A 13,926-nucleotide genomic window follows, 5' to 3' on the forward strand; every position below is an offset into this window, starting at 1 on the left:
GTGCTCGGGGTGGGGGGAGGGGGGCGGATTCCGGGCGCGGCGTTCGGGTAGGTGCAGGGAATGGCTGATCAAGAGCTGACCTGGCGGGGCGCGGTCGCACGAGGGGACCGGTGGGTGTTCGACGTGGTGGCCCGGCGGCATTGGCCGGGGGCCGACCGGGTACTGCCGCGGCTCGGGCGGGCCGCGAACCACGGGTTGCTCTGGGGCGGGGCCGCCGCGACGATCGCCGTCCTCGGTTCGGCCAGGGCGCGGAAGGCCGCCGTGCGCGGGGCCGCCTCGCTGGCACTGGCCTCGGCGACCATCAACACCATCGGGAAGTGGTCCGTACGCAGGCCCCGGCCGATGCTTGACGGGGTGCCCGCAGTGCGGCAGCTCACGACGCAGCCGCGGACCACCTCCTTCCCCTCGGGGCACTCGGCGTCCGCGTTCGCCTTCACCGCCGGAGTGGCGCTGGAGCACCCGCTGTGGGGCGCCGCGCTGGCCCCGGTCGCGGTCTCCGTCGCCTTCTCCCGCGTGTACACCGGGGTCCACTACCCCTCGGACGTGCTCGCGGGCGCCGCGCTGGGGGTGGCGGCCGGGCTCGTCGTCCGCCGGTTCACCCGGGACGTCGAGGAGGCCCGGATCGCTCCGGGTGACGAGCGGGCCGCCGTGGGGGCGCCCGCCCTGCCCGACGGGGCCGGGCTCACGGTGGTGGTCAACACCGGGTCGGGTTCGGCCGCCATGGCGGGGCTCGACGTACTGCGGGAGCGGCTGCCGAAGGCCGAGCTCGTCGAGTGCGGGGGGCCGGAGCTCGCCGCCGAGCTGGCCTCGGCCGCCGAGCGGGCCACCGTGCTCGGCGTGTGCGGCGGGGACGGCACGATAAACGCCGCCGCCACCGCCGCGCTGCGCGCCGGGATCCCGCTGGCGGTGTTCCCCGGCGGCACGCTCAACCACTTCGCGCTCGACCTCGGCCTCGCGGGAGCCGAGGACACCTGCCGGGCCGTGGCGGCCGGGCAGGCGGTCCACATCGGTGTCGGCCGTTTCACCCCGGGGCCCGGGCCGGACCCCGAGGACACCAGGGCCGGGTACTTCCTGAACAACTTCAGCATCGGGGCCTACCCGGAGCTGCTGGGCCACCGGCTCCGCTGGGCGCCCCGCATCGGAGGCGGCCCCGCCGCCCTGCTGGCGGCCTGGCGGGTGCTGCGCGCCGAGCGTCCGGTACGGCTCAGCCTCGCCGGGAAGCCGCGCAGTGTCTGGCTGCTCTTCGCGGGCAACGGCACCTATCAGGGCACGGGCCCGGCGCCCCGTTACCGCAAGAGCCTCGGCGAGGGCCTGCTCGACGTCCGGCTCGTCCACGGCGGCGGCCGCCCCGGTCCCCGCCTGCTCGCCGCCGCGTTCGCGGGCCCGCTGACCCGTTCCCCGGTCCACGTCGCCACCCGGCTGCGCAGCCTGCGATTGAGCGACATCCCCGCCGGGACCCCGCTCGCCTACGACGGGGAGCACGCGTACGCCCCGGCCGCCCTCGTCCTGGACGACCTCCCGGACGCCCTCATGGTGTACCGCCCCCACTGACGGCCAAAAGGGCCGCGGACGCGGGTGCGGGCGGCCTGCGCCAGGGTGCCCGTACCCCGGTCGGCCTCCGGACCGTCAGGCCGACGGCCTCCGGACCCGTCAGCCCTCCCGCGGCAGGCCCGGCGGGCCCGTCGCCGGAGCCGCCGGCGGCAGGCAGTCGGCCGCGTTCGGCGCGCCGTCCGCCGAGGCGACCAGCCCGAGATCGGACCGCATCGCGCCCCGCATGCCCACCCAGCGCTGTGTGATCGTCAGGAGCTCGGCGTGGATCTCCTCGAACGAGCCGTCCGGTTCGGGAATTCCCTCCGCCAGGCGCATCGTCCGGGCATGGGCGCCCGCGATGATCTTCGTCATCCGGTCCAGCTCCGCGAGCACGTCGGCGGAAGCGATCATCTGCGCTTCCGCGAAGGCGGCGTGGTGGCCGCCCCTGGCCTCCTCGACCACCGCCCGGTCCGCCGGGGTGGCCTGTGCCCGGTGGACCGCCCACAGGAAGTTCATGAGGGCGATCCGGTAGCGCCGGTACGCCGCGTTGGCCGCCGTGTAGCAATCGCGCCGGCGGGACAGTTCCGTCAGCTCCTGGTCCCGCAGCCACCGCGTGTGGGCGTCCCGCTGCTCCCGGTCGAACTGGGCCGCCTGTACGCGCGCCAGCATCCGCTGGGACACCACGGTCGCCAGCAAAGTCCCGGTCACGCCGACCACGGCGGCCCCGAGCGCGATCAGTCCGCTGTCCATGTTGTGCCTCCCCTGCCCCGCCGCGGCCCCCGGCCACTCCTGGTCAGCGCCATCCTGCCGTGCGGCGCCTGGCTCCGGGGCCCTTTTCCGGACCGGGCAAGGGCGGCCCCGGGACCATACGGGTTTCCCCCGGGGGATGGACGTCAGGCAAGATGGGGTGTATCTGCCCACCCATCGATCTGCCGGACGGTTTCTCTTGGCTGAGTTCATCTACACCATGCGTAAGACGCGCAAGGCGCACGGCGACAAGGTGATTCTTGATGACGTCACCCTGAACTTCCTGCCCGGCGCGAAGATCGGTGTGGTCGGCCCCAACGGCGCCGGTAAGTCCACCGTCCTCAAGATCATGGCGGGCCTCGAGCAGCCGTCCAACGGTGAGGCGTACCTGTCTCCCGGCTTCACCGTCGGCATCCTCATGCAGGAGCCGAAGCTCGACGAGTCCAAGACCGTCCTGGAGAACGTGCAGGACGGCGCGGCCGAGATCATGGGCAAGCTGAAGCGCTTCAACGAGGTCGCCGAGGAAATGGCGACCGACTACACCGACGCGCTCATGGACGAGATGGGCAAGCTCCAGGAGATCCTGGACCACGCCAACGCCTGGGACCTCGACGCCCAGCTCGAGCAGGCCATGGACGCCCTGGGCTGCCCGCCCGGCGACTGGGCCGTCACCAACCTCTCCGGTGGTGAGAAGCGCCGTGTCGCGCTCTGCAAGCTGCTGATCGAGGCCCCGGACCTGCTCCTCCTCGACGAGCCCACCAACCACCTCGACGCCGAGTCGGTGAACTGGCTGGAGCAGCACCTTTCGCAGTACGCGGGCGCCGTCGTGGCCGTCACTCACGACCGGTACTTCCTGAACAACGTCGCCGAGTGGATCCTCGAGCTCGACCGCGGCCGTGCCCACCCGTACGAGGGCAACTACTCCACCTACCTGGAGAAGAAGGCCACGCGTCTCAAGGTCGAGGGCCGCAAGGACGAGAAGCGCCAGAAGCGCCTCAAGGAAGAGCTGGAGTGGGTCCGCTCCAACGCCAAGGGCCGCCAGACCAAGTCCAAGGCCCGTCTCGCTCGCTACGAGGAGATGGCCGCCGAGGCGGACAAGATGCGGAAGCTGGACTTCGAGGAGATCCAGATCCCGCCGGGCCCGCGTCTGGGCTCGATCGTGGTCGAGGTCAACAACCTCTCCAAGGCGTTCGGCGACAAGGTCCTGGTCGACGACCTGTCCTTCACGCTGCCGCGCAACGGCATCGTCGGCATCATCGGCCCGAACGGCGCCGGCAAGACCACGCTGTTCAAGATGCTCCTGGGCCTGGAGGAGCCGGACTCCGGTGCCGTCAAGGTCGGCGAGACCGTCAAGATCTCGTACGTCGACCAGAGCCGCGCCAACATCGACCCCAAGAAGTCCCTCTGGGCGGTCGTGTCGGACGAGCTGGACTACATCAACGTGGGCCAGGTCGAGATGCCGTCCCGCGCGTACGTCAGCGCCTTCGGCTTCAAGGGTCCGGACCAGCAGAAGGCGGCCGGCATCCTCTCCGGTGGAGAGCGCAACCGCCTGAACCTCGCGCTGACGCTCAAGGAGGGCGGCAACCTGCTGCTCCTCGACGAGCCCACCAACGACCTCGACGTCGAGACCCTGTCCTCGCTCGAGAACGCGCTCCTGGAGTTCCCGGGTGCGGCCGTGGTCATCTCCCACGACCGCTGGTTCCTGGACCGGGTCGCCACGCACATCCTGGCGTACGAGGGCGAATCCAAGTGGTACTGGTTCGAGGGCAACTTCGAGTCGTACGAGAAGAACAAGATCGAGCGGCTCGGCGCGGACGCGACCCGTCCGCACCGCGCCACCTACAAGAAGCTCACCCGAGGCTGAGGTCGAAGGCCATGGCCAGACATCACTACCGCTGCCCCCTGCGCTGGGCGGACATGGATGCCTTCGGGCACGTCAACAACGTCGTCTTCCTCCGCTATCTGGAGGAGGCGCGGATCGACTTCATGTTCCGCCTCGCGCCGGGGGAGGGCAGTGAGTCCTTCACGGGCGGTTCCGTCGTGGCCCGTCACGAGATCGACTACAAGCTGCCCCTCGTGCACCGCCACGAGCCGGTCCTCATCGAGTCCTGGGTGACCCGGATAGGCGCCGCGTCCCTGACCATCCGTTACGAGGTCAAGGACGAGGCGACCGACGAGACGCCCGAGACGGTCTACGTGCGCGCCTCGACGGTGGTCGTGCCCTACAACCTCGCCGAGGGGCGGCCCCGCCGCATCACGGCCGAGGAGAAGCTCTTCCTCCAGGAGTACCTGGACGAGCCCGAGGCCGCCGCCGCTGCCAGGGGCATCGCGGCATGAACGAGCAGCTGCACTTCGCCGACTCCGGGGAGGCGGCGGACCTCGCCGCCTTCCTGGGCCGGCTGGTGCACTACGACCGCGCCGCCGCCGTCCGCCTGCAGGCGCAGGCCGGCGGCGGTGCGCTCGCCGTCTTCGGGAGGCCGCCGTCCTTCGACGTAGTGGCCATCCGTACGGTGCGGCTCGCCGCGACCCTCTCCGCTCCGCTCGACCTGACCGTCTCGGCCGGGGAGCTGCTGGAGTCCGTGGACGAGGGCGAACGTGCGGGCGCCGTCACCCCCGCGGCCGTCACCGGACCGCCCTGGGCGGGAGTGCTGCCGCCCCGCGGCGGCTGGACCCCGGTTGCCGGGCTGCCCGGGCCCGAGGCGATGGCCGGCGCCCTGGCCGCGGCCGTCGCCGAGTTCCGGGCCCGCGACGAGGCCCTGCCCCCGCAGCACCGGACCCGCTCCGAGCGCGACCGCATCGGCCACGAGATCTGGTCCCGCACGCTGGGGGACACCGAACTTCCGCTGCGCGCCGTGCACGCCGCGCAGTCGCTGGGCTTCCTGCGGCCGGTACGGGCCACCGTGCCCGCCGCGCCCGGCGCCCCCGAACCGGCGGCGCTGTTCGCCTCCGGGGGCTGGCTGCGGCTGCGCACCCCGTACGGCTCCGTGGCCACGCGCCGCCCGGGCGGCCTCGGCGCCCTGCTCGTCCGGCCGGTCTAGCCGGTCCGGCCCGCCGAGCCGTACGGGATCTCCCGGAATCCCGTACCGGCTAGCCCGTCGTGTTGATCATCGACGCGGCGGCGTACGTCAGGTACCGCCACAGCTGTGCCTCGTGCTCCGGAGCGAGGGCCAGCTCGTCCACCGCCACCCGCATGTGGGCCAGCCACGCGTCGTGCGCGGCCGCGTCCACCTGGAACGGCGCGTGCCGCATGCGCAGGCGCGGGTGGCCGCGGTTCTCGCTGTAGGTGTTCGGGCCGCCCCAGTACTGCATCAGGAACAGCGCGAACCGCTCCTCGGCGGGACCGAGATCCCCCTCCGGGTACATCGGGCGCAGCAGCGGGTCCTCGGCGACTCCCTGGTAGAAGCGGTGGACCAGACGGCGGAAGGTGTCCTCGCCGCCCACCAGTTCGTAGAAGGTCTGCTCCTGTACCGTGCCCCGCGGAATCTCGTTCACCCGACCATCGTCTCAGACGCCCGGACGCAGGACTCCGGTCCTAGGACCTGCTCTCCGCGGGCGCATCCCGTCCACGGCGCGCCCGCAGCGCGGTCGCACCCCGGCGGTGTCGGCAGGACAGTGGAGACATGGGCGCACACGCCGAGGTACGCGACGTCCGGGAGACCGCGCACGCCGCTCAGGTCCGGGAGCTGACCGCCGCCGGGGCGCTGGAGGATCCGCACTGGCGGGCGGCCTTCACCGCCGTGCCCCGGCACGTGTTCGTCCCGTACTACTACACCGGCCGAGGCGCCGGCCACGAGCGGCTCTGGGAGCAGGACCCCGACCCCGGACTGCGGGCCCGCTGGCTGCGCGGGGTCTACACCGACGGCCCGCTCGCCACCCGACTGCGCGACGGCGAGCTCGTCTCCTCCAGCAGCCAGCCCTCGCTGATGGCGAAGATGCTGGAGGCCCTGGACGTGTGCGACGGGGACAACGTGCTGGAGATCGGCGCGGGCACCGGGTACAACGCGGCGCTGCTGTGCCACCGGCTCGGAGACGAGCTGGTCACCACCGTTGACCTGGACGAGGAGATCACCGAATCGGCTCGCTCGCACCTGGCCCGGCTCGGCTACCACCCGGCCGTCGTCACCGGCGACGGGGCCCGCGGCTGCCCCGCCCGCGCCCCCTTCGACCGGATCCTGGTGACCTGCACGATCCCGCTGATCCCGCACGCCTGGCTGGGCCAGTGCCGGCCCGGGGCCCGGATCCTGGCACCGCTGTCGACCGGGCTGATCGCGCTCACGGTGCGGGACGCGGAGTTCGCCGAGGGCCGCTTCCTGCACACCCCGGCCTACTTCGTGCCGCTGCGCGGTGCCACGGCTGCTCCGCCGGGCACGTACGGGACGCCGCAGGGGCTTCCCTACGAGCTGGTGGAGAACGAGCGCTTCCAGTTCATGCTGGTGCTGACCTCGGGCGCACTGCATCCGAGGGAGGCGCTGGACCTGTGGCGGCGCGAGGACCGGCCGGCGCGCGAGCGCTTCGGGGTGACGGTCGGCGCCGCGGGGCAGTGGTCCTGGCTCGACGATCCCCAGGGGCCCTACGTGTGGCCCCTGGGGGAGCCCCCGGCCGGCTAGCGCCGGGGCTTGGTGGTGCTGTGGGCTGCTGAGCCGCTCAGCGGTCGGCAGGCGGCCGGGCGGTCGGTCAGCCGCGCCGGACGGTGATCGTGGTCCAGGCGCCGACGTGGACGCGGTCGCCGTCGCCGAGCGGGACCGGCACGTAGGGCTGGATCGTGTCCTCGCCGCCGTTGATGGTGGTGCCGTTGGTGGAGTTCTGGTCCACCACGGCCCAGCTGCCGTCGGGCTGCTGGACGAGCACCGCGTGCTGGTGCGAGACGCCCGGGTCCTCCGGGGGCACCGACAGGTCGATGTCGGGGGACTCGCCCGTCGAGGCACGACGGCGGCCGATGGTGATCTGGCCGCCCGTGAGCGGGAGGTGCTGCTCGGGGGAGTAAGCGGGCAGGTTGAGCCCGGTCGCCTCGGGGCCGCTGCGCTCCATCATCGCCAGGAAGTACGAGCGGTCCGGGCCGATGGTCGCGGTCCAGGAGCCGCCGCCCTGGTGCTGCGGCTGCTGCGGCTGATAGGGCTGGTGGTGCTGCGGCGCCTGCTGCTGGTGGTGCTGAGGCGGCGCCGGGGGCGGCTGGTACTGCCCGGTCCGGGACGACTGCTGCTGGTACGGAGGCTGCTGCTGGTGCGGCGGAGGCTGCTGGTGCTGCGGCGGCGGAGGCTGCTGCTGGTAAGGGGGCTGCTGGTACTCCTGGCGCGCCGGAGGCGGCAGCAGCCAGTCGTCCTCGCGCTGCAGCGGCTCGGCCGGGCGGTTGACCCGGGAGGGCCGCGAGCCCTGGTAGTCGAAGTGGTCCTGGGAGTACGCCGGCGGGGCCGCGGGCGCGCCCGGGGACGGGGGCGGCGACATGTCCGGGGCGAGCGGCGTGTACGAGGTCGCCGTCCGGGTCAGGAAGTTGTACCGGCACTCCTCGCAGTACGGGGCCATGGCCTCGCGAGGGGTCCGGCACTGCGGGCAGAGCTCGGCCTGTGCGGTCGGCTCGCCGGCGGGAGGGTAGCCGTAGCCGTAGGAGGGCGCCCCGGGGGTGCCCGTAGGGGCGGCCATGCGGTGGCCGCAGACCTCGCACCAGTCGTCGGAGGCGGACTGGTGCCCGTTCGGGCAGGTCGGCATCGCGGCGCTTCCTCCTTCTTCCTGCGTCCATGAGGCAGGGTCTTCTTCTTCGCGTCTGATCCGCGTCTGACCAGGGCGTCAAGCTTTACTTCAAGATTTTCGCACTCGAACGGTTTGAGTGGAACGCGTTTCTAGTGTCATCTCGTCCGCGTCGGCGACCTTGGCCTTCAGCCGCACAGTACCCGCCGCCGCATCGACCACGTCCACCACCTTCGCGAGCAGCTTGGCGGTGTCGGCGTTGCCCGAGGCGCTCGCCAGCTGCACGGCCCGGCCGAGCTTGGCCGTGGCGCCGCCGACATCCCCCAGTTTGCGCGCCTCCAGGCCCTGCTGGATGGCCTGCGCGAGCTCCGCCTGCCCGGTGTAGTGGGCCACCTGCTGGTTGATGGCGGTGGACGCGGCGAGGTCGTCCGTCCAGACGGCGCGGACCAGGCCCTGGGCGAGAACGGCCGGGTCCTCGCCGGGCGCCCCCGGCATGACGAGCGAGGCGCGCGCGGCCAGCATCTCCTGGCCGACGGCCGCGCCCGCGACCCGTACGCACACGTGGTACTCGCGGGACTCGTCGCCCCACGAACCCGTCGGGTAGTCGCCGGCGCGCGGGCCCGCCTGCGTACGGCGACCGGTCAGGTCCTGTACGGCGGGAGCGACCTGTTTGACGTACAGGACCTCCGCGCCCACCGGGGTCCACAGGCGCAGCGAGACGTCCGCGACCTCCTTGCCCATGACGTTCTCCATCATGCGCGTGAAGTCCTCGGCCAGATGGGCCGGATCGGCCACGATGTCGGCCGTGCCGAGCAGCGCGCCCGCGATGCCGGTGACCTCCTTGACCTCCCAGTCGGTTCCCACACCGCGGGCGTCACAGGTGAAACGGCCCGCGCAGGCGTCGAGCGTGGCGCGGAGCACGGCCGGGTCCTCGTGCTCGTTGCGTCCGTCGGTGAGCAGGATCCCGTGCCGGATCGCCGCGGTGGACTGGCGCAGCAGGCCGTCGGCCAGGCGCAGCCAGGTGCCGATGGCGGTGCCGCCGCCGGAGGAGAGGCCGCGCAGGGCCTCCTTGGCCTGGGCACGGGTGACCGGGTCGGCGAGGGCCAGCCGGCCCTGGCCGGGGTAGACCTCCTTGGCCACGTGGGTACCGGCGAGCACGGCGAAGGCGGTGCCGTCGCGGAGGGTGTCGACGGCCGCGGCCGTCGCCTCGCGGGCGCCGCGCATCTTCTCGGGCGGGTACTCCATGGAGCCGGAGCAGTCGACCATGATCACCACGGCGGCGCCGCCCGGGGCGACGGCCGTCCGGGTGGCCGCGGCCCCACCGGTGGAGGTGACCGTGACGATGGCGTGCACGTCGCGGGAGCCCTCGGCGAGGAACTCGTTCTGGTACACCTCCACGCTGAAGCGCGGGGCGCTCGGCTTGGCGAAGTTCGCCATCGGTCGCTACTCCTCGGAGAGGGGGGTCAGGCCTGGGTCTGCGGGGTGGCGGGGCTCGAGGCCGGCGACGGCGGGGTCGGGGAGAAGGGGACGATGGCCACGGTGACGTTGTCGTGCCCGCCGCCGTCGAGGGCGTGCCCCACCAGGACCTGCGCACTGTGCAGGGGCCGGACGGCGGCGTCGGAGGGGAGGATCCGGGCCATGTCGCGCGCGGACTCGGCGTAGTTCCACAAGCCGTCGGTGCAGACCACGACCACACCGTCGTGGTCGGGCTTGAAGGTGGCCGTGTGCGGTTCCAGGTCGTACGCGTCGGCCCCGAGCCAGCCGGTGATGGCGTGCGCGCGGACGTCGGCGTAGGCCTCGGCCTCGCCCATCAGGCCCGCCGCGACCATCTGGGCGGCCCAGGAGTCGTCCTCGGTGAGGCGACGGGGGAGGGCCGCGCGGTCGTCCGGGACCCAGTACGCACGGCTGTCGCCGACCCAGCCGATGGTCAGCAGCCCGCTGCTGATGACGGCGCCGACCAGGGTGCAGGCGGGGGCGTTCTGGGCGCCGGGCACCTCGGGAGCGAGGGCGTTCACCGCGGTGGCGGCGGCCAGGATCGCCTCGTGCATGGCCTCCTGGGGGTGGGCTCCGCGGGGAAGGGCTTCGAGCAGCGCCTCGTTGGCGGCGGCGGCAGCGGCCGCCGAGGCCTCGTCGGGGCGACTGGCGGAGGACACGCCGTCGCAGACGATGGCCACGGTGGCGGCGGATCCGTCGGGCAGCGCGGTGGCGGCGACGGCGAAGGAGTCCTCGTTGCGGTGGTGGCGCAGCCCGCGGTCGCTGACGGCCGCGACGCTCCCGAGCTCCTCTTCGAGGTGGTCCCGTTCCCGGGGCTGCGCGTGGCCGCAGTGCTCGCAGTACCCGTCGGTGTCCACCCGCCCGGCACGGCAGGCCACACAGGTCTTCCCGCCGGTCTCCGCCTGCGGGGCGGGGCCGGCGTGCGGGGCTTCGCCCTCGGGGGAGTGCCCCTGGGCGGGTCCGGCGCCGTACGGGGCCTCGCCCTGCGGGGCGTACTCCTGCGGGGCGGGACTTGCGGTGTACGGGACTCCGTGCCCCGCACCGGGCTCCTGCGGGCCGTCGTCGCCCTGGGCGGCGGGGCCGTGCCCGCCGGTCGCGGCGCCGTACGGGGCCTCGGCCCCGGGGTGCTGCGCCTGTGGGACGGGGTGGTCGTAGCGGGCGGCCTGCTCCCCGGGGCCGGGGGTGGCAGAGCCGTCGTAGGCGGCTCCGGCCCCGGAACCCGCGCCCTGCGCGCTCGCGCCGTACGGGGTGGTGTCCGCCGGGTGCCGGCCCAGAGGAGGCGTGGCGTACGGGCTTTCGGGGGCCGCGGGAGCGCCGTGGGGACCGGGGGCGGACCAGCCGGTGGGGCCCGGGACCAGGGTGGGGGCGGCGGTGGAGACGCTGCCCCAGCCGGGCGCGGACTCGCCGGCGTATCCGGCGGCGGCCGGTTCGGCGTAGCCGCCGGAGTGCCGGGTCGCGCGGCCTTCGTCGGACGACGGGCGTCCGCGCGTCGCGGGGACCCCGGCCGGAATCCCGGCCGGCGGGGTGGGCGGATCCGCCGCGACCGGAGCGTGAGCGGGCGGGGCGACCGCAGCCGCAGGGGCCACCGCCGCAGGGGTCACGGGCGGAGCCGGGGCGGGTTCCGGGGCCCAGGCCCCGGAGGGGGCGGCGCCCGCGAGAGCGGCGCCCGTGAGGGCGTGGCCGCAGAGGCCGCAGAAACGATCACCCTCCTCCAGCGGTTCCGCGCAGCTGGGGCAGCCCGACAGCCGATGCATCGACATCAATCACACCCACGTCCGGGGACGGAAACGGTTTGCCCGCTCCACCAGTTCGATCCTCTCGTCGCCCCGCTGCGCCAGCCGTGCCAGCACGCGGAACGAGCGCTCCAGTCCGAAGCGCAGCCCCCGCTCGTCCAGTTGGCAGCCGAGCAGCGAGGGAAGGCCGGAGTCGGAACCCCGGCTACCCGACAGTACCCAGTCCAGCGCCGTGCCCAGAACTTCCGCCCTGAGCCGCTCATGGCGCACCGAGTCCAGGCCGAACCTGCCCAGCGCCTCCACCTGCGCCGCGGCCGCCTTCAGATCGGGCAGCAGCGCCTCCTGGGGCGACCGGTCGCGCAGGCGTGCCCGTACCGCCGCCACCCGCGCGGCGGTGTGGTGGATCGAGGCCTCCGGTACGGATTCCAGGGTGCGCACGGCTCCGCCCCGGTCCCCGGCGGCCAGCTGCACCCGGGCCAGCCCGAACGCCGCCCCGACGAAGCCCGGGTCCGTGGCCCACACCAGGCGGTAGTACTCGGCGGCGTTGTCCAGCTGCCCCAGCACCTCCGCGCACAGCCCCAGCGCCAGCTTCGGCGCCGGTTCGCCGGGGAAGGCGTCGTAGATGGCGTCGAAGGACAGGGCCGCCGTCTCGTCCTCCCCGACGGCCAGCGAGGAGACGCCCCGGGCCCACACCACGCGCCAGTCGTCGGGATGCCGCGCCTCCAGCCGGGTCAGCGCGTCGGCGACGAGCGGCGCGTCGGCCCCGCCCAGTTCGAGCCGGGCCCGCAGCTCCCGCAGCCGCAGCTCGGCGGATTCGGCCGGTGCCGAGCCCAGCGCGGCCAGCAGGTCGGCCGGCGCGTAGGCCAGCAGGCCCGCCAGGAACCCGGCGTTGGGGTCCCCGGGGTCGACCAGCGGCACGGGCAGCGCCAGCGCGGCCTCGCGGGTGTCCAGCGTGGACCGCTCCGGCCGCCGCGAGGAGGCGGCCTCGACGGGTGGCGGCGGCGCGGCCGCCGGAGCCCGGCGCGGGGCCGGCACGCCGGGACCGGCGGCCCGGTGCGTCGCCGTGGTGACCAGCCCGGTCGCGCCGTACCCCGTATGCGGCGGAGCCGCCGGGGCGGCAGCGGCCGCAGCCCCCACCGCCGGAGCCGCCGCCGGAGCGGGGACCGCGGCCGGCACCCGGGCCGGAGCCGGACCCCGCGCCACCCGCCACCGCTTCACGGGCCGCTCACCCAGCCGGGACGCCTGCGCACCCGACTCGTCGGTGAACAGCCGGTCGTCCGGCACCCGCAGCTCGGGCCCGAAGAGGGTGGACACCTGCGGCCTGGGGCGGCCCGTCTGCAGTGCGACGACCTCCCGCAGCACCCCCGTCAGCTGGTCCGCCATCTCCTGCGCGGACGCGAACCGCCGTCCCGGATCCGGGTCGGTGGCCCGTACCAGCAGCCGGTAGAAGGACTCGTACCGCCCGAACACCTCGATGTGCTCCGGGTCCGGCAGCGAGTCCACGAACACGTTCGTGTAGCCCTGGAAGTCGAAGGTCAGCACGGCCAGCGTGCGCGCCACCGTGTACAGGTCGGAGGCGACAGACGGCCCGACCTCCGCGACCTCCGGCGCCTGGTAGCCGACGGTGCCGTAGATGGCCGACTCCTCGTCGTCCATCCGCCGTACCGCGCCCATGTCGATCAGCTTCAGCTGATCGGCCTGCTGGATGGCGTTGTCGACCTTGAAGTCGCAGTACAGGAGGTTGCGGGTGTGCAGGTGGCCGAGCGCCTCCAGCGCCTCGATGCCGTACGCGCACGCCTGCTCCACCGGCAGCGGGTCGCGGCGGCCGTCCGGCCGGCGCCGCTCGTTGGCGATCTCCTTGAGCGATTTGCCGCCCACGTACTCCATGACGATGTACCCGTCGAGCGAACCGGTCCGCTGGTCCAGGTGCTCCACGAAGTTGTAGATCCGCACGATGTTGGAGTGCTCGATCTCCGCGAGGAAGCGCCGCTCCGAGATCGCGGCCGCCATCGCGTCCTGGTCCCCGGTGTCCAGCAGGCCCTTGAGCACCACCCACCGGTCCGACACGGCCCGGTCCACCGCGAGATACACCCAGCCCAGGCCGCCGTGCGCGAGGCAGCCCGCGACCTCGTACTGCCCGTGGACGAGGTCGCCCGCGCGCAGCTTGGGCACGAAGGAGTACGGGTGCCCGCACTTGGTACAGAAACCTTCCGTCCGTCCCGGCCGCTCCCCACGGGCCCGCCCCACCGGTGCGCCGCAGTCCGAGCGCGAGCAGAACCGCTTGCGCTCCGGGACCTCGGGGTTTTCCAGCACCGCAGCCGAAGGATCCGGCCGAGGCACCTCCGGTACGTTGACCAGCCCGGCCCCCAGCCGGCCGCGGCCCGACCCGGAGGCGGCCGAACCCGAACTGCGCACCGACACCGACCGGGTGGACGCCGCCCCCGAGAGAGCACGCGACAGCCGGCCCGACACGGAACGCCGGGACGAAGAGGACCGTGAGGACCGGGAAGCCCGCGAGGACGATGACGAGGACGAGGACCTTCCCGACCCGTGCGAGCCCTGCGAGTCGCCGTGGCGGGCCGCGCTCGTCATCGCCGTCGGTACCGACACCAGCTCCTCGGCGCCCGCCGCGACGGCTCCGGCCGGCGCCAGCCCGCAGGTGCCGCAGTAGACCTCGCCGCCGCCCATGTCCTCGTACGCCCCCGGGCAGCCGGGGCGCATGCACGCCGTTTCGATCAGA

General features: G+C 73.8%; 11 protein-coding genes. 5 read left to right on the plus strand and 6 right to left on the minus strand.

Features of this window, described 5'->3' with window-relative positions:
- Positions 1-60: 60 nt before the first annotated feature.
- Positions 61-1,551, plus strand: coding sequence for a bifunctional phosphatase PAP2/diacylglycerol kinase family protein (locus tag OTB20_RS04880; RefSeq protein ID WP_267815376.1), 1,491 nt, complete (start codon positions 61-63; stop codon positions 1,549-1,551).
- Between the two features lie 99 nt (positions 1,552-1,650).
- Here OTB20_RS04880 and OTB20_RS04885 read toward each other — a convergent pair whose 3' ends face one another.
- Complete coding sequence (locus OTB20_RS04885) at positions 1,651-2,280, minus strand: hypothetical protein (RefSeq protein WP_267815377.1); 630 nt, start codon at positions 2,278-2,280, stop codon at positions 1,651-1,653.
- Positions 2,281-2,476: 196 nt separating this feature from the next.
- Between OTB20_RS04885 and ettA the strand changes: the two genes are divergently transcribed.
- From ettA to OTB20_RS04900, 3 genes are read left to right on the plus strand one after another with little or no spacing between them, the layout of a single operon-like run.
- Positions 2,477-4,141, plus strand: coding sequence for an energy-dependent translational throttle protein EttA (gene ettA, locus OTB20_RS04890; protein ID WP_267753687.1), 1,665 nt, complete (start codon positions 2,477-2,479; stop codon positions 4,139-4,141).
- An 11-nt stretch (positions 4,142-4,152) separates the two neighbouring features.
- Complete coding sequence (locus tag OTB20_RS04895; RefSeq protein ID WP_267753689.1) at positions 4,153-4,614, plus strand: acyl-CoA thioesterase; 462 nt, start codon at positions 4,153-4,155, stop codon at positions 4,612-4,614.
- Positions 4,611-5,315, plus strand: coding sequence for a hypothetical protein (locus OTB20_RS04900; protein ID WP_267815378.1), 705 nt, complete (start codon positions 4,611-4,613; stop codon positions 5,313-5,315). Before OTB20_RS04895 ends, OTB20_RS04900 begins: the two co-directional genes overlap by 4 nt.
- A 49-nt stretch (positions 5,316-5,364) precedes the next feature.
- Here the strand turns inward: OTB20_RS04900 and OTB20_RS04905 are convergent, their stop codons facing one another.
- Entirely contained in the window at positions 5,365-5,769 is a 405-nt protein-coding gene (locus OTB20_RS04905) for a globin (protein ID WP_267753692.1), read from the minus strand.
- 128 nt (positions 5,770-5,897) lie between these two features.
- Here OTB20_RS04905 and OTB20_RS04910 point away from each other — a divergent pair, with 128 nt between their 5' ends.
- Positions 5,898-6,884: a methyltransferase domain-containing protein gene (locus OTB20_RS04910; protein WP_267815379.1), complete on the plus strand. Its 987-nt coding sequence runs from the start codon at positions 5,898-5,900 to the stop codon at positions 6,882-6,884.
- A 67-nt stretch (positions 6,885-6,951) separates the two neighbouring features.
- Here OTB20_RS04910 and OTB20_RS04915 read toward each other — a convergent pair whose 3' ends face one another.
- The 4 genes from OTB20_RS04915 to OTB20_RS04930 form a co-directional block, all read right to left on the minus strand.
- A complete protein-coding gene (locus OTB20_RS04915; RefSeq protein WP_267815380.1) occupies positions 6,952-7,980 on the minus strand; it encodes an FHA domain-containing protein in 1,029 nt (342 codons plus the stop codon).
- Between the two features lie 90 nt (positions 7,981-8,070).
- A complete protein-coding gene (locus OTB20_RS04920; protein WP_267815381.1) occupies positions 8,071-9,396 on the minus strand; it encodes a vWA domain-containing protein in 1,326 nt (441 codons plus the stop codon).
- Between the two features lie 26 nt (positions 9,397-9,422).
- Complete coding sequence (locus OTB20_RS04925; RefSeq protein WP_267815382.1) at positions 9,423-11,213, minus strand: protein phosphatase 2C domain-containing protein; 1,791 nt, start codon at positions 11,211-11,213, stop codon at positions 9,423-9,425.
- A 3-nt stretch (positions 11,214-11,216) separates the two neighbouring features.
- Positions 11,217-13,922 (minus strand): tetratricopeptide repeat protein, encoded by a 2,706-nt coding sequence (locus tag OTB20_RS04930; protein ID WP_420716333.1) that lies wholly within the window; start codon positions 13,920-13,922, stop codon positions 11,217-11,219.
- Between the last annotated feature and the right edge of the window lie 4 nt (positions 13,923-13,926).

The sequence above is a fragment of the Streptomyces sp. H27-H1 genome, assembly GCF_026627445.1.
In the GTDB taxonomy this organism is placed as follows: domain Bacteria; phylum Actinomycetota; class Actinomycetes; order Streptomycetales; family Streptomycetaceae; genus Streptomyces.

Excerpts from the sequence above, each read along its gene's own strand:
- OTB20_RS04885 (WP_267815377.1), bottom strand. The coding sequence starts at position 2,280 with ATGGACAGCGGACTGATCGCGCTCGGGGCCGCCGTGGTCGGCGTGACC.
- OTB20_RS04920 (WP_267815381.1), bottom strand. The coding sequence starts at position 9,396 with ATGGCGAACTTCGCCAAGCCGAGCGCCCCGCGCTTCAGCGTGGAGGTG.
- OTB20_RS04925 (WP_267815382.1), bottom strand. The coding sequence starts at position 11,213 with ATGTCGATGCATCGGCTGTCGGGCTGCCCCAGCTGCGCGGAACCGCTG.
- OTB20_RS04895 (WP_267753689.1), top strand. The coding sequence starts at position 4,153 with ATGGCCAGACATCACTACCGCTGCCCCCTGCGCTGGGCGGACATGGAT.
- OTB20_RS04910 (WP_267815379.1), top strand. The coding sequence starts at position 5,898 with ATGGGCGCACACGCCGAGGTACGCGACGTCCGGGAGACCGCGCACGCC.
- OTB20_RS04900 (WP_267815378.1), top strand. The coding sequence starts at position 4,611 with ATGAACGAGCAGCTGCACTTCGCCGACTCCGGGGAGGCGGCGGACCTC.
- OTB20_RS04915 (WP_267815380.1), bottom strand. The coding sequence starts at position 7,980 with ATGCCGACCTGCCCGAACGGGCACCAGTCCGCCTCCGACGACTGGTGC.
- OTB20_RS04880 (WP_267815376.1), top strand. The coding sequence starts at position 61 with ATGGCTGATCAAGAGCTGACCTGGCGGGGCGCGGTCGCACGAGGGGAC.